Source organism: Reichenbachiella sp., from assembly GCF_965233835.1.
Classification (GTDB): domain Bacteria; phylum Bacteroidota; class Bacteroidia; order Cytophagales; family Cyclobacteriaceae; genus Reichenbachiella.
In genome coordinates this window covers 1,430,510-1,449,538 of the sequence record NZ_OZ247585.1, presented here as the reverse complement: position 1 = coordinate 1,449,538, position 19,029 = coordinate 1,430,510, and the positions used below count along the sequence as shown (strand labels likewise).

General features: G+C 40.4%; 17 protein-coding genes. 2 read left to right on the top strand and 15 right to left on the bottom strand.

The features are described from left to right. Positions 1 to 73: 73 nt before the first annotated feature. From ACO6S2_RS06210 to ACO6S2_RS06170, 9 genes are all read right to left on the bottom strand, one after another. Positions 74 to 658: a Crp/Fnr family transcriptional regulator gene (locus ACO6S2_RS06210; protein WP_422361651.1), complete on the bottom strand. Its 585-nt coding sequence runs from the start codon at positions 656 to 658 to the stop codon at positions 74 to 76. Then, positions 655 to 1,281 (bottom strand): hypothetical protein, encoded by a 627-nt coding sequence (locus tag ACO6S2_RS06205; RefSeq protein WP_422361650.1) that lies wholly within the window; start codon positions 1,279 to 1,281, stop codon positions 655 to 657. Before ACO6S2_RS06205 ends, ACO6S2_RS06210 begins: the two co-directional genes overlap by 4 nt. A 51-nt stretch (positions 1,282 to 1,332) precedes the next feature. After that, positions 1,333 to 1,653 carry a DUF721 domain-containing protein gene (locus tag ACO6S2_RS06200; protein ID WP_422361649.1) on the bottom strand — a complete coding sequence of 107 codons (321 nt, stop codon included), beginning with the start codon at positions 1,651 to 1,653 and terminating at the stop codon, positions 1,333 to 1,335. A 2-nt stretch (positions 1,654 to 1,655) separates the two neighbouring features. Next, entirely contained in the window at positions 1,656 to 2,492 is an 837-nt protein-coding gene (locus ACO6S2_RS06195) for a zinc-dependent peptidase (RefSeq protein ID WP_422361648.1), read from the bottom strand. 12 nt (positions 2,493 to 2,504) lie between these two features. Further along, positions 2,505 to 3,152: a hypothetical protein gene (locus ACO6S2_RS06190; protein ID WP_422361647.1), complete on the bottom strand. Its 648-nt coding sequence runs from the start codon at positions 3,150 to 3,152 to the stop codon at positions 2,505 to 2,507. Next, a complete protein-coding gene (locus ACO6S2_RS06185) occupies positions 3,149 to 3,817 on the bottom strand; it encodes a hypothetical protein (RefSeq protein WP_422361646.1) in 669 nt (222 codons plus the stop codon). The genes ACO6S2_RS06190 and ACO6S2_RS06185 overlap by 4 nt, the downstream gene beginning before the upstream one ends. A 200-nt stretch (positions 3,818 to 4,017) precedes the next feature. Continuing rightward, positions 4,018 to 5,565: a glycine--tRNA ligase gene (locus ACO6S2_RS06180; RefSeq protein WP_422361645.1), complete on the bottom strand. Its 1,548-nt coding sequence runs from the start codon at positions 5,563 to 5,565 to the stop codon at positions 4,018 to 4,020. A gap of 104 nt (positions 5,566 to 5,669) precedes the next feature. Beyond that, positions 5,670 to 6,131: a DoxX family protein gene (locus ACO6S2_RS06175; protein ID WP_422361644.1), complete on the bottom strand. Its 462-nt coding sequence runs from the start codon at positions 6,129 to 6,131 to the stop codon at positions 5,670 to 5,672. Between the two features lie 239 nt (positions 6,132 to 6,370). Further along, positions 6,371 to 7,171 carry a DUF1338 domain-containing protein gene (locus tag ACO6S2_RS06170; RefSeq protein WP_422361643.1) on the bottom strand — a complete coding sequence of 267 codons (801 nt, stop codon included), beginning with the start codon at positions 7,169 to 7,171 and terminating at the stop codon, positions 6,371 to 6,373. Positions 7,172 to 7,323: 152 nt separating this feature from the next. Here ACO6S2_RS06170 and ACO6S2_RS06165 point away from each other — a divergent pair, with 152 nt between their 5' ends. Beyond that, entirely contained in the window at positions 7,324 to 7,782 is a 459-nt protein-coding gene (locus tag ACO6S2_RS06165) for an Lrp/AsnC family transcriptional regulator (protein WP_422361642.1), read from the top strand. Between the two features lie 31 nt (positions 7,783 to 7,813). Here ACO6S2_RS06165 and ACO6S2_RS06160 read toward each other — a convergent pair whose 3' ends face one another. The 4 genes from ACO6S2_RS06160 to ACO6S2_RS06145 all read right to left on the bottom strand — a co-directional run bounded on the left by ACO6S2_RS06160 (position 7,814) and on the right by ACO6S2_RS06145 (position 15,358). Then, positions 7,814 to 8,260, bottom strand: a complete 447-nt coding sequence (locus ACO6S2_RS06160; RefSeq protein ID WP_422361641.1) for a hypothetical protein — start codon at positions 8,258 to 8,260, stop codon at positions 7,814 to 7,816. Positions 8,261 to 8,269: 9 nt separating this feature from the next. Further along, positions 8,270 to 11,356 (bottom strand): Ig-like domain-containing protein, encoded by a 3,087-nt coding sequence (locus ACO6S2_RS06155; protein WP_422361640.1) that lies wholly within the window; start codon positions 11,354 to 11,356, stop codon positions 8,270 to 8,272. Between the two features lie 77 nt (positions 11,357 to 11,433). Then, positions 11,434 to 14,055: a DUF5686 and carboxypeptidase regulatory-like domain-containing protein gene (locus tag ACO6S2_RS06150; protein WP_422361639.1), complete on the bottom strand. Its 2,622-nt coding sequence runs from the start codon at positions 14,053 to 14,055 to the stop codon at positions 11,434 to 11,436. A gap of 82 nt (positions 14,056 to 14,137) precedes the next feature. Continuing rightward, entirely contained in the window at positions 14,138 to 15,358 is a 1,221-nt protein-coding gene (locus tag ACO6S2_RS06145; RefSeq protein WP_422361638.1) for a TCR/Tet family MFS transporter, read from the bottom strand. A gap of 177 nt (positions 15,359 to 15,535) precedes the next feature. On the opposite strand from ACO6S2_RS06145, the gene ACO6S2_RS06140 reads away from it, so the two are divergent. Then, a complete protein-coding gene (locus tag ACO6S2_RS06140) occupies positions 15,536 to 16,147 on the top strand; it encodes a DinB family protein (protein ID WP_422361637.1) in 612 nt (203 codons plus the stop codon). 56 nt (positions 16,148 to 16,203) lie between these two features. On the opposite strand, the gene ACO6S2_RS06135 is transcribed toward ACO6S2_RS06140, so the two are convergent. Together ACO6S2_RS06135 and ACO6S2_RS06130 are read right to left on the bottom strand one after the other, a co-directional pair. Continuing rightward, positions 16,204 to 16,587, bottom strand: a complete 384-nt coding sequence (locus ACO6S2_RS06135; protein WP_422361636.1) for a response regulator — start codon at positions 16,585 to 16,587, stop codon at positions 16,204 to 16,206. Next, positions 16,574 to 18,880: a PAS domain S-box protein gene (locus tag ACO6S2_RS06130; RefSeq protein ID WP_422361635.1), complete on the bottom strand. Its 2,307-nt coding sequence runs from the start codon at positions 18,878 to 18,880 to the stop codon at positions 16,574 to 16,576. The genes ACO6S2_RS06135 and ACO6S2_RS06130 overlap by 14 nt, the downstream gene beginning before the upstream one ends. Positions 18,881 to 19,029: the final 149 nt, after the last annotated feature.

The window sequence follows — 19,029 nt, the reverse complement described above, 5'->3', positions numbered from 1 at the left end:
TCGATTTTTAATGTGATAACTATTTTAATCACTCAAATCTCTGAATAGAATTAGGGGTATTTCTTAATGTAGTTTAAGAACGCTCTTCAGCCTTTTTCTTTCTGATTTTACTCAAAAATTCTGGTGTAAATCCCAAATAGGAGGCCAGCATATATTGTGGAACTCGCTGAGTAAATGCCGAGTTATGATCAAAAAAAGTATCGTACATTTCTTCTCCAGAAAGATTGAACATATACTGAATGCGACGTTGGTCAGCAATATGTCTCTTTTCAAGAATAGTTCTGAAATATGTACTGATAGATGGAGATTCTGTCATCAGTTGATCAAAATCAGATTTGCTGAGCCTTAAAACAGTACAATCCTCAATGGCCTGAATATTGAGTTGTGAAATATGTTGGTTGATAAAGCTATCATAATCAGTCATCCACCAATCTTCAATGGCAAAATTTACAATCTGCTCGGCACCCTTACTGTTGACAAAATATGACCGCATACAACCCTCGAGGATAAAATACTTGTAATGACAGGTATGGCCTGAGGTCAATAAATGCTCCTTTTTTCTAAAACTCTTTTTAGATAAAACCTCCTGAATTAGAAGCAAGTCGGCATCTGAAGCTGAGCTGAATTTTTTTATATGATCAAACAACCGATCTATCATTCTCTTTCAAGTTTTTTCATTTCTTCACAAGTTGAACACTGCCCACAGGGATTGGCTACATTTTCTTTATAAATTGGCCTCCTACACCACCAAGTAGCAGCGCTTACTTCATTTGGTAAAAAATCCCAAATTTCTTTTTTAGTATAGTCCACGACTGGGAAAATGTACTCCGCAGGTTTGTGATGCTCTAAACTCAAAGAAGATTTAAAAATGGCTTGAGCCCTATCCATTCTTTTTTTGAAGTGCTCCCCTCCACCGCTCACATCAGTTTTTGTCCGGCCCATGGCTACATATTTTACATCTGGCCGTGCAGCACATATTTGCGAAGCTGTAAAGGCACAAACATCCATATCCATAGGAAACCGATTAGACTGTAGTGCAGAAAATCCTCTGGTGTCAAAGGTACTTTGAGAAAAAATAAAGGAACTCTGCTTTTTATAGTAGTTGAGAATATTCCTCACCGCATTCAGTTCTGCCAATGCCCGGTTTTCTCGGTTCCAAATATGAATATGATGAATGATCAAAGAGAAAGACTTGTATTGATCATTAGTTATTAGCTCATGCAATACTCCAGTAGAGTCTACTCCTCCAGAAAACATGCAAAGAATTGAGGATTGAGTCATGTGCTGTAGGTTTCAATTTTGACAACTCAATTTAGGTAATTTTAAAATTGATCAAACAAACAACACATCTCTAACCACAGGTTTTCCAAACTCTTTTTCTAAAAGATTCAGCACCTTATGTCGAGACTGATTAAGTTCATGCTTGAGTGGAGCGGAATTGAGTGTGACGATGAGCACATTATTTCTTACCTCCAACTTTGAAGTACGGTTAGCAATCGCTTTTCCCATAATCTTGTTCCAGGTAGACACCAAAGTCGTTTGATCAAACTTTTTATTGAGATTGTATGATTTGAGCATCGCATCAATCACGTCCTTCACAGTGGCAGTGTCTTGATTTCTGATACTTGCAGCATGTGGCTTTCTTTTGGCCATTCTCAAAGTGGGTTTAAAGGATCCTGCTTCAAAAGTAGCACTAAGATACCATAGAGATTGGGCATCAAGCTTTTAAATTTTTCTGGTCGTTCGAAAAAATTCTCAACTGCCACGGCAAAAAACTCATCGGGGTCAGTAGCAGCATAGCCTCTAAACATTCGGCTATTACCTGCTGAAATGTTTTGCATCTCTTGATCAGCCAACGTTTGCCATTGTTGGAGTACCGCTCCATCAAAAAAATTATACTCAGCATTCAAGATCAAGTTCTCTAACCTAAGTGCATGAGCCATTTCATGCAAACCCAAATTTCTTCCATCCTTTGGGTTGAAGTAGCCTGCCACAAATGCCTTCCATGAAATCACCACAGCTCGTAATCTCGGATTGACTTCCCCTTTGTGAAAGGTCTTATTGATGGTAGAATAATAATTGTCAGGATACACCAAAATGCGTTTGAAATGACTGAGAAAAACCTTGGGGTAACCAAAAGTCAGCTGAACCGCACAAGCTGAAATCAATACTTTCATTTCTTCCGTGACGATCGGTATTTGCCGGGGAATAAATTCTTTTACGTAGATAAAGTGCTGAACTTTTTGCTCAAAGCGCTTTCTTCGATTTGGGCTGAGTTGACAGTAATAGGGAAAATGCTTCTTCAGAATTTCTTTTCTTTTAGAAGAAAGAGGCCTTGAAAAACCAGGTACCTGAAATCCCATATTAACCTTTCCTGAAATACCTGTAAGCAAAATCACCAAAACACTAAGTATGGCTAAAAAAACTACCTCTGAAGAATTTTGATTAGGTGATGAAACCTGTAGAAGAATTGCTAAGCTGGTTATAGTCATTAGGTAAATATATCAATTCACTTCAGACAAAATCTTATCTACCTGAACAGAAATTTCTTCCGAATTCTCAACGATAGCAAAATGACCAGCCTCCTCGATTTTGTAAGCTTCAATATTTTTAGGGTTTGGAAGTAGACTGTCGTTTGTAGCCACTATCCGAACCAGATTATCAGGTAGCCATTCGTTGTCCCAGTTCAGTACTTTATCAATAGATAATTTAGTTAATGTACGGTCGGAAATTTTAGCAATTTTAGTTACCATTTGCTTTCCCTTTTCTGACTTGATTCCAAAAAACAAGATCAGCCATTTGGGATTAGAACCAAACAAAAAACTCGGAAGCAATCGATTCAATTTGGTTTTGGCAATCAATCGAATCCATAGCGGTAATTCACTTCGTTTAGCCAAAGAAGTAACCAAAATGGTCTTTTTTGGTTGAATATACTTATTCATTTCTACGGCAAGCATACCACCAAATGAGACTCCTAAAAGGACAAAAGGTTTTGATGTATCAATTTGCGAACAAAGTCGCTGGGCATAGGAAGTCATACTTTCCCACGGATAAGATGGTATCCATTCGATACATACTTTTGGGTGATTGATTTGCAGCAGCTCGAATACACTCGAATCTGCTCCCAGACCGGTCAGGCAATAGACTGTCATCCTTTAGTTATACGAACTTGTTGATCAATGATTTGGCCATGACACAAGCTTTTCCAAAATTTTTCATTCAAATATTCTTCTTTGATAAATTTGGCCAATGCCTCAAAATCAGAAAGGTCACCCGACAAAAGCGCCAAATTTATTTTCTCTTCAATTGTTGCTTTGAAGGCATTCAAATCAGGCGTGATCCAACCTGAACTATCTCCGGCTACTTTAAATTTACAATAGTAATAAGCACACAATCCACTCTCCTCTATTTCCGGAATAATCAATTCATATTCTCTATTCAAATTAGCTATTAATTGATCCATATCCTTTCCTGCAAGATCATATAGTACGAGAGATTTGAAGGTGATATTTACGTCAGCCTCCCGGAGCTGTTTCCAGTGAGTCAGCAAGGCCTTTGTATCACCATCTGCCATATGGTGATGAACCACATCTTTAATGGAAACTCTGGAATCAATCCTTTTAAACTCAACACAGGTATCGAGAAACTCATCCTCCAGGTCAAAGAATTTTGTTAAAGCCCTAGCCTCTCCGAATGAAATGGATAAGCCCCTACGTTTCGCTGCCCTCCAAGCCACAACGATCGACCATAAATTGGCCAGCAATAATGCCAATCCAAACAACACTGCAGCGGCCAAAATCAAGAGTAAAATATCCATGAAGAAAAGATAAAGAAGAATGGTTTGGTGGCAAAGCATAACTTCGACCAAATAATTTTAGAACTATCCAAATTCCCCTAACCCCCTTTTTCTAAGAGGGAATTACTCCCTCTTGGAGAAGAAGACTGGAGAGATTGAACTGGCTTCAATCAAAAAAGGCTCGCAAATGAGAGCCTTTAGTTTTATTATGTATGTGCTTATCACAATGTCTTCAGCAATTGTTTTAAATCCACTGCCTTTTCTATTTCGGCTACAACTTCGTCTACAGATACTCTACGCTGCTCCATGCTATCGCGCTCACGGATAGTGACCATGCCGTCTTCTAACGTCTGATGATCTACCGTAATACAGTAAGGTGTTCCAATCGCATCCTGCCTTCTATATCGCCTACCAATGGCATCTTTCACATCCATCTGTACATTCACCGAGTATTTCAACTCATCCATGATCTCACGAGCCTTTTCCGGCAAACCGTCTTTATTTACTAATGGCAATACCGCAGCTTTTACCGGTGCCAACACAGGCGGTATCCTTAACACTGTTCGGCTGCTGCCATCTTCCAATGTTTCTTCTGTATATGAACTAGACAAGATCGCCAAGAACATACGATCCAGTCCAATCGAAGTCTCTACTACATACGGTACATAAGACTTCTCTTCCTCTGAATCGAAGAATTGGAGCTTCTTGCCGCTATGTTCTTCATGTGCTTTCAGATCGAAGTCGGTTCGTGAGTGAATACCTTCTAGTTCTTTGAATCCCATTGGGAAGTTGAACTCAATATCACACGCTGCATTTGCATAGTGCGCCAGATTCAAGTGATCATGGAATCGATAATTTTCTTCGCCAAGTCCGAGAGACTTGTGCCAGTTGATTCTCTTCTCTTTCCAGTTTTCGTACCATTCCATCTCAGTACCTGGCTTGATGAAAAACTGCATCTCCATCTGCTCGAATTCTCTCATTCTAAAAATGAACTGGCGAGCAATAATTTCATTTCTAAATGCCTTACCTGTTTGAGCAATTCCGAATGGCAACTTCATTCGACCGGTTTTCTGAACATTTAGATAGTTTACAAAAATACCCTGTGCTGTTTCCGGTCTAAGATAAATTTTGCTGGCACCATCTGTGACCGCTCCAAGCTCCGTAGAGAACATCAGATTGAACTGCTTCACATCTGTCCAGTTTTTAGAACCGCTTACTGGATCAGCAATCCCCAATTCCTCAATCAACAACTTCAGATCTTCGAAATTTTCCTCTTCGATGTCCTTTTTAAATCGAGCGTTGATGGTGTCTATTTTCTTTTGATTATCAAGTACCCGACCATTGGTAGACAAAAATTCTTCCTTATTGAAGGCATCACCGAATCTTTTCTCGGCCTTTTTTACCTCTTTGTCGATTTTGGCTTCGATTTTGGCAACATGCTCTTCAATTAATACATCGGCTCTGTACCTCTTCTTCGAGTCCTTATTGTCGATCATTGGATCATTGAAAGCATCCACGTGACCAGAAGCTTTCCAAGTGGTTGGGTGCATGAAAATCGAAGCATCGATACCCACGATATTTTCATTCATCTGAACCATGGCTTTCCACCAATAGTCACGGATATTTTTCTTTAATTCTGCTCCGTATTGGCCATAGTCGTAGGTCGCACTAAGGCCATCATATATTTCACTAGAAGGGAATACATAGCCATACTCTTTGGAGTGCGCTATGATCTTTTTCAATAGATTCTGATCGTCATTTTTTGCCATAGCCGCAAAGATATACGAATCAGCGATTTGGGGAAGTTATGGGGGTTGTAAAGTTTAATACCCTTTTAATTATCTAAGTTCTGGAAAGGATTGATGGCATTTTTTTAAAACCCGGCCAACTCTGCTTTTCGTTTGGCGTCTCGGCGGCGGAGCTCATCTACAGAGAATCGACCGCCTCCGAATAAGAAGTATACTATGAGTCCAACTAGCACCAACGCAGACATTTCTAACTCCATGAGATCATCCATGGTCAGAAAATGAGTGGCATTGAAGATAACTGCCCCCATAAGAATTGGGATATTCAAGGCACACATTACTCTGGTATAGGCACCTAGTGCGATCATCAAGCCTCCGGCTGCATGTACCAGATAGATATAGTGAGCTGCGATCACGGCCATATATACCATCCCCATGGACTGTACATTGTCGGCGAGCACTTGAAAGTTGGCCGTGAAGATGAGGCCTTTGACAAAAAGAAAAATTCCTAAAACGACTCTAAGCAAGTCCAACCAGGCTGGAGCGAATCGTGCATCCATCCATTGGTCAATTTTTGTAATGAGATTCATAGTAGTACGATTTTTGGGAGTATATAAGTTACTCAAAATCAAGGAGAAAGGCAAGTGAAAATCGTCAATACCGGATTCTAAGGAGGAGAAACGAAGTAATATGCAATCCGAAAGGATTACCCGAATCCCGATAGCTATCGGGACGGGTAATGGCGGATGACAATAAAAAAGTCAGCCCTCGCCGAAGCGCCTAAGCTGACTTATCATTTTGGGTTAAATGTTAATTTAGGAGTCTTGGCTTATGAAGCCGCATTCGTACTTTCGAAGATTTTGTCTGCTGATTTAGCAATAAAGCCATTAAAAAGATTCCCGCTAGCATCTTCATATCTTCTGGCAAACTCATAGTAGCAAGAAGGGATTTCAAATGATCCTTCCGCAAACTCAATCGCCTTTTTATCCGCCAAGATGCTCGACTGCTCCAATAATGCTTCTGGCGAACCTTTGATCTCACCTCCAGATACGTTCATTGGGAAACCATTGTTTCTCAAGAAATTGTTCATTTCTTCCAATGACTCAATGGCTGTTAGCTGATTCACGTTGATTGTGAAATGATTAGCACAGAAGCCATAGACGTACATCCAAGCTGCATACTCGGACTCTTCTCTCAATTTCAAGTAAGTTTCGTGTGAAATCGTACCCCAAGGTCTACCTGAATATATGGTTGAGTCTGTCTCGATCAAGCCCATTGGAATTTCATTGATTTTCTTCAATACGATGTATTGTAGCTCTTCAGAAAACTCTTCCAACAACAACTCACTGATGAAAATTTTCGGAGCCTTCGCATCTGGATGCTCATAGTGCTTAGCTCTCAATTTCTTCTCTTCGAAAACGTAATCGTCTTTTTCCACATACCCACAGGCCAAAAATGGCTTCGCCATTTGCTCCACGTTGATACTTGGGTGGTTGAAAGTCCTGAATGCGATATGATCGTTGCTGATCTTTTCTCCCTTAGCCTCCAAAAGCTCGTGGATTTTACCTGCTGAAGGCGTAGTTTTCACATATTCCTTCCAAAAGATGTCGATGATTTCTTCGTACTGCATAGTTTAAATATTTGAATGCAAAATGAAGTCATATTTAACCATTTAAATCAAATTTTAAATCAAATAATAAATTATTGATTTAAAATGAGTCATATTTACTTATATAATAAATGAATTATTAATTTTGACATTATTCACTATTCATTTCTCTTATGATTAGTCAATTTGACGATACAGATAAAAAAATACTTCGCAGATTGGGTGAAAACGCCCGTGTCCCCTATTCTACGTTAGCCAAAGAATTAGGCATATCTAATACCATGGTGCATCAGCGGGTGAACAAACTCCGACAATCCGGAGTGATAAAGAAAGCTACATTTGTTTTCGATCCTAAAGTATTGGGTTACACAACAGAGGCCATGACGCGGATAGAAGTGACCAATGCCAAATATGTGAATAGCCTAATCGCTTCTCTGAAAGAAATACCTGAGATCGTGGAGTGCTCCAACATTACTGGAAAGTATGCGCTCATCATCAAGATATACGCCAAGGATAACAGTCACCTTAGGGATGTACTGTACAGCCGAATACACCCGCTACCGGGAGTGGAAGGTACGGATACTACCATTTCATTTGAGACGGCCTTTCAGAAAAATATTGCAATTGATTAAGTCGAGACTCAGCTCTAACTAACAATAAAGACTACTGCATCCTCACCTGTTCCAGCTTCTCAATTTTTTCGATGGACATACATTTGTCGTCATCAGACCCTTCCACCTTGTATTTTACAATAAAGTCTTCTTCGAAAGAACCAATAGCTTCTTTTGGGCCAGGCTTACTTTTGTATTTAGCACCTGCAGATCTCTTTCTAATCTCTCCTTTTAGTGTATAAATACCTTTGCTGGTAATAGTCTCCACTATGGTACCTTCTGCATCGAACAATCTCCAACTGGCCTCTCGGTTTTTAAGCCATACCTCTTCAATAGTAGCTTGCTTATTTCCTGTGCTCTTCAACTGAACTTCATATTTGGTGACCACATATCCGCCAGCCGCACCCGGAGCTATTTCTTTAAAACTAGACTCTTCTATTTTTAACTTAGTTCCAAAACAAACCGCGGCAATCAATAGGGTAGTAAATACAGTATTCATAATATGAGATTATTCTGAGACTAAAAATTTCTTGGTATATAAACCATGCTCCGTGGACGCCTTCACCACATATACACCAGGAGTCAGGTTTGCTTTAACATTTACATTATTATTCTTAAATGAGCTCTTCGCTGTATAGGTCGCCTGTTTCCCTGTAATTGTAAAGACATTGATTTCAGCGAATTTAATGGTTCGACCTAAAAATTTCAGATTGATACCATGATCTATCACTGTCACGCTAAGCTTATTTTCCGGCTTTGGTTTTTCTATTCCAGTGATTGCTTTTGCTGTAAAGTTCCATGTGGTCTTGTCGCTGATACCAGCAAATTTGTTCCCGGCCACATCTTTAAAGGCACGTTCCCCTATCTCTACATAGTAAGAAACGCCCTCCTCCAAATCATTTGTCAAGCTAATGGTCGCTACCGCATCTTCGATTACTATTTGATCTGACTCAACCAATATCGATTCAACTTCTGAATCATCTTCTGCATACTTGAGTGTAATGGCACCGCCCGCATCCTTTACATTTTCACTAAAAGTAATGGTCAGGTCACTTTCCAGCTCCACTCCTGTTTCATCATCGGCTGGTATCGTGGTGGTAATGGTTGGCAATACATCATCGTCTAGGGTCAATATATTCGTACTGAACATACCCTTACCATGGGTTCCTATTGCTACATAACCGTCAACCGTTCGCGACCTAATCATGGAAACAGGCACATTACCGATAGTAGAAGTTCCCTCTTGGGTCCAAACAGTAGAAGTTCCACTCAAAGTACTGGTTGAATACAAGCCTGTGGTTGCCCCAACTAAATAAACATTGGTGTTGTCTGTTTTCTTAAAAACATGAATCCAACGAATAGCCGGCCCAGCCCCAGAACCATCTACGTTTTCCTCCAGATTTCCGCTGATGTTTGTCCAATTGTCACCTGCATCCGTACTTTTAAAAATGGAAATCACTTCATAGTTGGAAAATGTGATGTAAACATGATCAGCATCGTCTGGATCTACATCTATAGAGCTAATAAAACCTGTCGACAAGCCTTCTCCCGTAAATATATCCGTGAGTGTGACCGTAGTGCCAGAATGTGCATTGGCTATTTTATATACTTCGCCAGCCGAAGTTCCTATGTACAAAACATTGGCTGGAGAAACAGAGGTCTCCAGTGCTGTGATATTTCCAGAAAGGGTAGTCCCATCAAAATCCAGATTCGTCCACCCCACACTAGTCCCGTTAAACGGATGCCCACCATCATTAACAGTTGATATAGAATTATTTCTCCAAAGTTCTTTGTCGGCAGCGTAGTACATAATATCATCATCATTTCTATCCAGAATAAATGGAGATATAAATGTATTGGTTCCACTAGATCCTCTAGTGTCAGGATTGATTCCATGTCCATTGACCTGACCTTCTGACAACCTTTCTACAAGCCCATATTGCTGTGAAATGTACCAAGTGGCTCCACCAGAAGCGATGGCATTCCAAGCGCCATCACCGCCGTGTGGTTGTTCTGTCCAATCAGCTGTTCCTGATATGTTATCCGTTCCATAATTTCCATTGTCTTGAAAGCCTGCCAAAATTGCTGCACTGTTTTCTGTCGTTGGGTCTATGGATATGGCATAAGCCTGTGTGGTGTACATGCCATTGTTTAGGTTGGCCCAAGTCACAGGATGAGTAGTATTTGTAGCCAGTATATTGGTAGTGGCACTCAATCCACCATCATGTCCGCAAAGGGCCTTATCCGCATCACTAGGGAAAAACACCAATTCATGCACGTCCGGATGATGATTTGGATATTGACTTACATCATTTAGAGGTGAGTAACCTCCAATCCAATCTCCTGCGTCTAGCGTTGTCGCAAATCCATCTGTAGATCTCCAAAGTTTTGTATCTCCAATAAAGACTGTATTTTCATCATCTGGCTTTACACGCATCACCATGTTATAGGCGCCTTGGGTATTCCAATCTCCGACATCTCCACCCAGGCTTGGTATTTTATCAGTTAAATAGGTCCAAACTGGAGAGCTCTCATCATATTCGTATTTGGCCAATACGTCACTGGTAAAGTCGCTGTCTGCAACTAAGGCATCTCCGTGTATCAAAAACCAAACAACATCAGTATTGCTCGAAGCTATAGACACTCGAATTCTTTCCCAAGTTCCACCAAAATCACCAATGGGCTTTCCAATATCTGACCAAGCCTGACCATCCGTTGATCGGAAAAAACCTTTATTAGTACCTGAACTATGAGTTCCTGCGTAGTACACTCTGTTACTTGCATCTACCTTGGCCACATCAATATGAACGACATCTCCAAAATTGGCCTGACCTTCTGCATCTAAAACAAGGGTCCAGCTACCTCCTCCATCAGCTGATCTATAAATACCTCCAATGTTCGCCACCAATACTGCCCCATCAATTGGGTCTATGGCAATGTCGCTACATAATTGCCAATCTGATCTCAACCCTTCGCCAAAAAGGGTTGTATTTTCAGGAACCGTATTTGCCAATTGCGACCAAGTCACACCATTGTCTGAAGATTTGTAGACTCCATCACCTATATATTGCTGCGAGGCCTGATTCGTGTTTACTGATTCCTTTCCTTCACCGGTAATATAATACCAGGTATCTTGAGCCGTTGGGTCTTGTGCGACACCAGTGATGGAAGGATTTGACTGGGGATTAGAAACAAGCGTCCAGGAGACACCGCCATCCGTGGTTCTGTACATACCACCAGAGGTTCCACCAGCTAAGATGATATCTTCATTTCTCGGGTCTATGCCTATGGCTTTTGTCCTACCTGCCTGATTGAATGGACCTCGTTGGTCCCAAGACTGATCGGCCATCGCTCTTCCTGTGGACTCAGGTCGAAAACGAGCATCTAAACGTGCTGATGACGATTTGACAAATTGCAGTTCTTTTTGGCGAATGCCTTGGGGTACTTCGTTGGTAGTCGGGTTTTTGTACATTTCGTACTCATGCTCCAACCTGGCCTTTCGATTTTCTTTGATTCTAGGTACTTCTTGCGCAATGGAAGTATTCACCATAGTGAAGACCATCACTATGAGGAATAGTTTACAGCTTGTTCTCATATCAATGTTCGGTTGTTGAGGATTAAATAATTTTAAATTTAGCCGTAGGCTAAATCAATTAAAGAATGCGCTGGAGTCTATTCAAAATTAAACATTTCTTCGAGGAATGCTGCAACTCCAAAGCGAATACCCCAATCGATGTACGTTCCGTCCTGAAAAGCAGCCACAGCTTCTAATCTGAATAGTCGGAAAATATTGTCGATACTATAGCCTGCTTCAGTATAATTGAGCGATGAGTCCGTACCCAGGTAATTCACAAAAACACTTTCCCTGACGCCTCGTTTTCGAGCGAATTTGAATCTTGAGAAAAACAACTTCCTAAACTGATAGTGAGTCAGAAGGTTAAAGTAAGTCCCTTCTGTACTAAAGTTGTAGTAAGGGAGCAATCGATAGCTCTTCACTACGTCTATATCTTGCACAGGTGTGCGGTTACCCATGAAATGGTTATAATCTAGAAAGGTAATACTATCCTTTGCCAAGAATCCTCCTCCTCCAAGCCTAAAGCTGAGTCGCCCTCGGATGCCCACATCCAGCGAATGAGTAATATCTGCTGACCATTTATGATAGGAAATTTCTGTGTCATTTATGGGTATCGCATTGTCATAGGCCAACGTCAGTTCGGGAGAAGATCGATTGATACTCTCCCGTTCATTATTTTTAATATAATATTTTAACCAAGGCTTCATGGTCAGGCTAAGACCTGTGGTAAGTACCTGATGCTCCAAAAAGGCGGTATTCCCAAGCTCTACATTCAGCGGTGTGTTTGAGGTATACTCCCTATCTTTTTTATTAAACCAGGTATGGCTGGTTTGATTTTCCAATGGAATACGATTGGCATATTCGGCCGAGAGTCCAATGCGATATTTGTCAGTCATTTTCTTCTGAAACTTAACTCCCACAAACTCCTTTTGGTAAAGTTTCATGTAGTTGCTCTCAAGCATGAGAGTTGTCAAGGAATTGATAATCGGAATAATGGGTTCATCAGGGTTGATTTGATACACGTACCTGCCGCCCTCTGCTATGAGGTTTTGATCTCCGAATTTGTATGTAGTGCGCAATTTGTTCTGCAGCTGATTTATGGAAAATCCGTATCGAACTTCGGGAGCGATCTCCAGCCATGTCTTATTTTCAAATGTTTTGGTATAAGCGAGTTTATACGAGAAGTTATACCCCTCCACCGTGTTGAAATTGAGGCTAAGCAGTGGGCTTATGATTTCTAGGTGGGTTTTGTTACCAATCTTGTAAGTATTGCCAAGTAGCAGGTCATAGGTTTTGAATCCCTCTTTTCCTTTCTTGGTCTTGATCGTATCTCCTTCGGCCTCTTGTTTATTAACTAAAGCCATGCTGTCCATTTTGTGATAACCTTTGATTTCATAATCAGACAATGGAATAGGTCGAACTGACTGCCAAAAGCTTGAATCCTTTTTGAAAGCTAATGAATCGATATTAACGTTAGTGATATATTGTACATCGCGAGCCGTGTCTTTTTCAGATTCCATTTTTTCATACTCGCGCATCAGCTTACGCATCTCTTTGCGTGTCATTTCTTTTCCTGACTGCATTTTTTCGAGCACCTCCGTGTTCACATTTTTATTTTGATCATCCAGTTTAGCAGCCAACTCTCTGTCCACCTTTTCATCGATCACCACGAGTTCAACATCTAAATCCTTGTTTATTTCGATCTGGTAATTTTTTACAGTAGCCAGATAATTGTACTCAAATTCAAATCCAAAAAAAGTACCCTCTACATCAAACTGATGACTGATCGGTAACCAAGCTTTATTTTCTATCGGGTTGTAAATCTGATTGATCAAAAATTCTATCCCCAGATAACTTGTTTTCAGATTGAGGCTGTAGATACTCCAATAGTCTTCAATGATTGAAATCTCACCCTCAAACACATCGTCGCCTCTAGAACGAGGAGTGACTCTAATCTTACTGAATTCATAGCCCTGATCTTTGTAAGTACCCAAATACTCGAAGCGGTAATAGGCAAATGCCTTCGGTGACAAGGGCGATATCGCATCACCCAATTTGGCCTCATAAAAACTACCTTTCAGATATTCCATCGGGCTGGTATTATTATCCTCTCCACTGCTTCGGATAGACAGTACTTCCTCCTCGTATCTATTTGGGCGAGTGTATTTTACTTTCGAAATAGATTCAGTCACAAAGGCAGTAGTAGAATCGACCCCCTCCTTCGCCATCTGTTTTCTCAAGAAAAATGGTGAATCTATCAGTCTTCCTGAGCCCTTGATATACACCTCTGCTTCGTAACTGTCCAATTGCTGTTGATGAAATTTTGCTTTGGCGATCGCCTTTCTCATGATGGTGTAGGCAGGATCTTCCTTGCCAGCCCGTATTTCGACATCCCGAAGCACAATAGTTTGAGGCTCTAGTTTCACATGAATTTCAGAAAAACCGTTCCCAACCTCCACAAATTTCACTACAGATTTGTATCCCATGTACTGGAAAACCAAATCATATTTCCCGACCGGTAAAGGATATTCGAAATAGCCCTCAGCATTTGAGGTGGTACCCGTTTCGATGTTTCTTACATATATGGTGGCATAAGGCAATGGTTCCCCATGGGTTGACTTAATGGTCCCCTTGATCCCTTGGGCATGAGCATTGAATAAAAACAACGTAAGTATTGAGAAAAGCAAAGCACTTTTGTGCGTGCTGGATGAGCTAAGCATGAGTAGGTTTTCAGTTTGAGTTTTTGTATTAGTCTCCTATAGGATGCAAAAGTTACAGTTTCGGTTGCTTCACCTAAAAAAATTAACCAAACACACTCGCATACTTCCGAAGTGTTCGGAAAGCAAAGCCGATACTCATGAATGTAAAAATAGCGCCCATGAGATACGGCGCACCTGGAAAATAGACCCCTAAAGAGTCATTAGTGAACCGAGCGAATAGATCTGTCATTAAAGGTGGTCCCAGGATAGCCGTAAGGCTAATCATACTCGTAATTGCTCCTTGTAACTCGCCTTGTTGGTCTTCGGGAATTTGACCTGTCATGATACTCTGCAGTGACGGTCCGGCAAATCCACTCAAGGCATAGGGAATCATAAAGACAAACATCATCCACCCTTCTGAGGCAAACGCAAAAAGGACGAAACCAATGAAGTATAAAATAAGTCCCAGATAAACTCCATTTCGATCGCCTATTTTAGGAATTACGACGCGAATCAATCCACCTTGCACTATGGCCACCATCAACCCTACAAAGCCTAAAGAATAACCCACCATTTTCACATCCCAATCGAACTTTTCCATGGTGTAATAAGCCCAAGTACTTTGTGTAGCATGAGAAGCTAAGTACACAAAAAACATAGACACCATGAGACTTACGGTCACAGGAAACTTCTTTAACTGGACGAGAGAGCCTATAGGATTCGCTCGCTTCCAGCTGAATTTTCTTCTTTTGTCCTTAGCCAAGGATTCTGGTAAAATAAAATAGCCATACAACCAATTGAGCAGAGTCAATCCTGCTGCTGCGATAAATGGCACCCTTGACCCATATGCCCCAAGCAATCCGCCAATAACCGGCCCTATAATGAAGCCCAAGCCGAAGGCTGCGCCTATCATTCCAAAGTTTTTCGCTCGATCTTCCGGCTTACTAATGTCAGCGATGTAGGCCGATGCGGTAGTCATGCTCGCTCCGGTCACTCCTGCTAATATTCTTCCTACAAACAACCACCCTATGGTGGGTGCCCAGGCAAGCAACAGATAATCCACACCGAACCCAAAAAGAGATGCCAACAATACAGGTCTTCTGCCAAACTGATCACCCAAGCCTCCCATAATCGGTGAAAAGAAAAATTGGACAAATGCATAGGAGAACATCAACCAGCCACCATACAAGGCAGCGTCTGCCAAAGATCCATTAATCAATTCCTTGATCAGGTCAGGAATAACGGGAATGATAATCCCTAACCCTGTAACATCGACTAAAAGTGTAATAAAAATGAAAGTAAGTGAGGCTTTTGATTGGCTCATTTTGGAAAGTTTTGATCGAAGATACGAGATATTGCATGCATTGTTGGCTTCCCAACAAAAGACGAGGCAGAAAAATGAATGATATCACTAAGTTCTGATTAACTTAATAGACTTTTTTTTAAGGATTGTCCTAAAGACACCAGACCAATCGTCATTATACCAAAACAATTAAAAATTATGAAAAACTTTAAATCTTTATTACTCATCCAGGTTTTGCTACTCTCGGGATTTTCGGTGTTGGCTCAATCTCTCAGCAAGTCGGATAAAGGCACGGCCATCAATCACCTAAAACAATCTCAAAGCGAGCTATTGATAGCGGTCAAAGATTTGTCAGAAGATCAGCTTAATTATATGCCGAGTGAGGGCGTCTGGTCTATTGCCGAGACCATGGAACATATAGCCATTTCTGAAAAGAATATTTTTGGATTGGTAGAAATGACACTAAAAACAGATCCCGATCCCTCGAAAAGAAGTGAAGTCATGATGTCTGATGAACAATTGCTTGCTATGATTACAAGTCGTGATCAAAAGGTAAAAACTCGACCTGAGTTTGAGCCCACAAATAGTTTTGGATCCTTTCAGGGTTCATTAGATGCCTTTAATGCTCAACGCAAATCCAATATTGCTTTTGTGAAGAAAACGAAAGAAGATTTAAGAAACAGATACTTCGATTTTCCATTTGGAAAAGTAGATGCCTATCAAGTGATTCTTTTCATGAGCGGCCATACGCAGCGTCATATGAAACAAATCGTGGAAGTAATCAAAAGCGACGGCTTCCCAAGCTCATAAGATTTTAAAAGCTGCTTTGGTTGATTTTCGAATGACTACCAAAGTAGCTTTTCACTTTAAATGAAGGTTAAAACCTCGTCAAGCTTATCTTTATTCAATGGTTTGGATAAAAAACCTTTGACCAGCTTATGTGACTTAGCTTTTTCTATATCATCAGGATTGATAGACGAGGTAAGCATGACTACAGGGATATCCTTGCTCACCGACATTTCTGAGAACTTCTCTAAAAAATCCCATCCATCCATGACCGGCATATTGATATCTAAAAGTATCAGGTTTGGCAAGTTCTCTCCATTTTCGGTCAGATGATCTATAGCTACTTGCCCATTTCGAAGCTCCACGCACTCTAAAAAGGCCTCATGCTGCCTGAGTGCCAAGTTGATCACATAGGATGATATGGGGTCGTCTTCCACGACCAAAACCAGTTCAATGTTTCTCATTAAAATATATGGTAAATGTTGTACCCTTTCCTAATTCACTATCCACTTCAATACGTCCCTTCATGGCCTCAATTTGATTCTTGGTAATATACAAACCAAACCCTCTGGCGTCTTCATTGTCGTGGAAAGTTTTATACATGCCAAATACTTTGTCTGCATGAGCGGTCATGTCTATTCCAAGTCCATTATCCGAAATTCTCACTCGGACTTCTCCGCGCTTTAGGGCTTTAGCAGTAATCTTTATCATGGCTTTGTCATCAGGCTTTCTATACTTGACTGCGTTGCCAATTAAATTCAACAAAATGCTATCCAGGTAGGCCGGTATAATATGAATTGTCAAATCTGGTGGAATGTTGGTTTTGATGGTCACACCACTTTCAAGAATCTCCAGATTCAATACCTGAAGTGTTTTCTCTACTTCTTCCAATAAATTTCTCTGCTCTATGGGCTTATTGAAGTTCTGATTGACTGTGATAATCTCATTGAGGTTCATAATTGTTTCCTCCAGTTGACTCGTACTGTTTTTCAACATTTGAAACATTTTCTCTCTTTCTTCCTCATCGGTGGTGATTTCCATAAAAGATACGAGCGAGGTGAGGTTGGCACTATGAGAGCGAATGTTGTGAGAAACTATGTTGGCAAAATTTTGTAGACGTTTGTTCTGATCACTTGTCACATTCAAAAGGTTATGCATCTCCTTTTGTTTTTGATTCTTAGCCGTGACATCACGAAGAATACCTTGATGAAATATTTTATTTCCATTTTCATCGTATTGATAAAACCCATGATCTTCCACCCAAATCTCAGATCCATCTTTCTTCTTCAATCTATACTGATTTCTATGCTTATATCGATCTTTATGGCTGAAATACAAGTCATCCTTGATGTTGATCGCTAACAATTCTTCTTCTGAGTTGTACCCTAGCATAGTAACCAAAGCTGGACTCACCTCCACAAATTTGCCCTCGGGTGTACTTTTATATATCCCGTCTAACGAGTGTTCAAAAAGTGTTCTATATCGCTTTTCACTCGCACGTAGTATTTCTTCAGCCTCAATTCTCTCGGTAATATCACGCATTATAGCCTGGACATATTGACCATTACCAAAACTTAACTCTGTTAGAGCAACATCGACAGTAAATAAAGAACCATCTCCCTTGGTATGCAACCATTCAAAATTACCTATTGGGACATCACGATCGGAACGTTGACCATCTGGTTGAAATTCCGGTGAAAGCTCATGAGGTTTACGTCCAATAAGGTCTTTTCTTTCTCTCCCAAAAACTTGTGTGGTGATATCATTGCACTCGATAATCACATCATCTTTTAAAATAAAAATTGCATCATTGGCCTTGGAAAATAGTGTTTGATACTTCTCTCTTTCATACTTCAATTCATCTCTAGCCTGCTTCGCAGCTGTGATATCTCGAGAAATTCCCGAAAGGTTTGTGCAACGCCCCCTATAGTCAAAAACTGGGGTAATTTTGGTTTCAACAATAATGGGTTTTTCCTTGGTGCCAAATTCGATTTGATAGGTAACTGGTTTTTTAGTTGAAATGGCCTGTTGATAATGTTTTAAAATGATTTCGGCTCGTTCTGGTTCCCATATCTCGTCGACAGTCTTACCTATTACCTCATTTTTCTTTTTGCAGGTGAGTTCCAAATATGCGCGATTCACAGAAACACATCGAAATATATTATCTGGCTCGACCTCCATCAAAAAGATGAGATCATTGGTACTACTATATATCAGGTTAAAACTCTTCTCTCTAGCTTCTAGGTTCTCCAGATGTCTTGCCTGTATTACCTTAATGGCCACCATTGAGGCAATGGTAGTTAGTATGTTCAAATGAATAGGTTGAAAAAAGTTCTTTTCAGGATGTTCGGAATCAATGATACCAATAAGCGCATTTTCATGAATGATGGGTATGGTGATTTCTGAAAATCTCCATTGATCATCGGTGATATAGTCCTCACTCAAGCTGGTGTCGTTGGTGATTCTAGCCTTCTTTTCAACAGCTGTTTTGCCTACAATACCGGTACCCATTTTTATCAGGGTAGCACTGGTATCACGCCGTTCTTTGTTTTTGTAGGCTTGAGAGGCTACCTGAATGAGGTTCTCTTTATTTTCATCCAGTAGGTAGATGGCACAGTCATAAAAATCTAGTTTTGAGACCACATTATCAATCACACTCCATAGCGTTTCCTTGATCGTGCTCTGATTGAGTAGACCTACAGCAAATTGATTAATAATATCCAGGTACCTTTCTTCCTGAATCTGTGTACTAGACATGCCGGTGGATTTACTTATTTTTCATTTGAGGAAGCGCAGTTTACCCTTTAAATGAAGTCATAAGACAACCTTCTCTCTTTATTAAATTTAACAAAAAAATTGGAGGAATTAGTAGAAGGTCAAAGCTGCGGTATATATCTGTCTTCTTA

Coding starts and splice junctions, on each gene's coding strand:
- ACO6S2_RS06210 (WP_422361651.1), bottom strand. CDS start 658: ATGATAGATCGGTTGTTTGATCATATAAAAAAATTCAGCTCAGCTTCA.
- ACO6S2_RS06205 (WP_422361650.1), bottom strand. CDS start 1,281: ATGACTCAATCCTCAATTCTTTGCATGTTTTCTGGAGGAGTAGACTCT.
- ACO6S2_RS06200 (WP_422361649.1), bottom strand. CDS start 1,653: ATGGCCAAAAGAAAGCCACATGCTGCAAGTATCAGAAATCAAGACACT.
- ACO6S2_RS06195 (WP_422361648.1), bottom strand. CDS start 2,492: ATGACTATAACCAGCTTAGCAATTCTTCTACAGGTTTCATCACCTAAT.
- ACO6S2_RS06190 (WP_422361647.1), bottom strand. CDS start 3,152: ATGACAGTCTATTGCCTGACCGGTCTGGGAGCAGATTCGAGTGTATTC.
- ACO6S2_RS06185 (WP_422361646.1), bottom strand. CDS start 3,817: ATGGATATTTTACTCTTGATTTTGGCCGCTGCAGTGTTGTTTGGATTG.
- ACO6S2_RS06180 (WP_422361645.1), bottom strand. CDS start 5,565: ATGGCAAAAAATGACGATCAGAATCTATTGAAAAAGATCATAGCGCAC.
- ACO6S2_RS06175 (WP_422361644.1), bottom strand. CDS start 6,131: ATGAATCTCATTACAAAAATTGACCAATGGATGGATGCACGATTCGCT.
- ACO6S2_RS06170 (WP_422361643.1), bottom strand. CDS start 7,171: ATGCAGTACGAAGAAATCATCGACATCTTTTGGAAGGAATATGTGAAA.
- ACO6S2_RS06165 (WP_422361642.1), top strand. CDS start 7,324: ATGATTAGTCAATTTGACGATACAGATAAAAAAATACTTCGCAGATTG.
- ACO6S2_RS06160 (WP_422361641.1), bottom strand. CDS start 8,260: ATGAATACTGTATTTACTACCCTATTGATTGCCGCGGTTTGTTTTGGA.
- ACO6S2_RS06155 (WP_422361640.1), bottom strand. CDS start 11,356: ATGAGAACAAGCTGTAAACTATTCCTCATAGTGATGGTCTTCACTATG.
- ACO6S2_RS06150 (WP_422361639.1), bottom strand. CDS start 14,055: ATGCTTAGCTCATCCAGCACGCACAAAAGTGCTTTGCTTTTCTCAATA.
- ACO6S2_RS06145 (WP_422361638.1), bottom strand. CDS start 15,358: ATGAGCCAATCAAAAGCCTCACTTACTTTCATTTTTATTACACTTTTA.
- ACO6S2_RS06140 (WP_422361637.1), top strand. CDS start 15,536: ATGAAAAACTTTAAATCTTTATTACTCATCCAGGTTTTGCTACTCTCG.
- ACO6S2_RS06135 (WP_422361636.1), bottom strand. CDS start 16,587: ATGAGAAACATTGAACTGGTTTTGGTCGTGGAAGACGACCCCATATCA.
- ACO6S2_RS06130 (WP_422361635.1), bottom strand. CDS start 18,880: ATGTCTAGTACACAGATTCAGGAAGAAAGGTACCTGGATATTATTAAT.